Source organism: Streptomyces sp. ActVer (assembly GCF_027270795.1).
GTDB classification, from domain to species: domain Bacteria; phylum Actinomycetota; class Actinomycetes; order Streptomycetales; family Streptomycetaceae; genus Streptomyces; species Streptomyces umbrinus_A.
In genome coordinates, this window is sequence record NZ_JAPWHT010000965.1 from 1 (window position 1) to 889 (window position 889).

Genomic DNA, 889 nt, shown 5'->3' on the forward strand with positions numbered 1-889 from the left:
GCTGAGGGTCTCGCCGCCGTCGTCGGGGGAGTTGGGCTCGCCGGTCACCAGGTCGTCGTAGCCGTCGTTGATGATGTCCCCGGACGCGGCTGCCGTGCCACCGCGTACATCCCGCTCGTACTTGAGCCCGTCGGCGTTTCCGGACAAGTACGTGGACCAGCCGTGGCCGGACTCGTCGCCGACGGTCACGCCCGAGACGACCAGGTCGGCGTAGCCGTTGTTGTCGTAGTCGCCCGTGGTCAGCGACTTGGGCAGGATGTGGCGCTGCTCGGCCCGTGCGGAGAGCCGGGTCGACCACTGCTCCTTGAGCGAACTGGGGGCCGCGGAGTCGTAGGCGAACAGCTCCAGGTCGTAGTGGTCGAGCACGACGAGCAGGTCGCCCGGCGTCTCGTCCGTGAAGTGCGCCGCGGCGAGCCCGACGCCGAACCGCTCGCCCGCGGTGGGTTCCTGAGTCTCCAGCCAGTCGCTGGCGGCGCCGGTGAGCCCCGCCTTCGAGCCCCACAGGATCGCCACGCCACCCGCGTCGGCGACGGTCCCGAGGTCCTCGCCGGGAATGCCGACGACGGCGTCGTCGTACCCGTCCCCGTCCAGGTCACCGGTCGCGACCGCCTTGCCGAACCCGTCGCCAGCCTCGGCCGCGCCCGCGACACCGGCCGTGGACTGGCTGAACCGCGCCACCTTGCTCGTCCCGATGCCTGTCGACGAGCCGTACTGCACGGTCACGAGACCGGCACCCTTCTTGCCACTGACGGTCGCCCCGGGCGCACCCACCAGCACGTCCTCGTATCCGTCGCCGTTGAAGTCGCTGTTCCGGTCGTCGGCGTGCGTACCGCCCGGTGTTCCGGCGTACGCGGACGGGGCGGCGGCGATCCCCAGACCGGCCACGAGA

General features: G+C 71.4%; 1 protein-coding gene. It reads right to left on the minus strand.

Annotated elements, in window-relative coordinates; genetic code table 11:
* Nucleotides 1-889 (minus strand): integrin alpha (locus O3Q52_RS53645; RefSeq protein WP_269655621.1); only part of this gene is annotated, 889 nt, incomplete at both ends.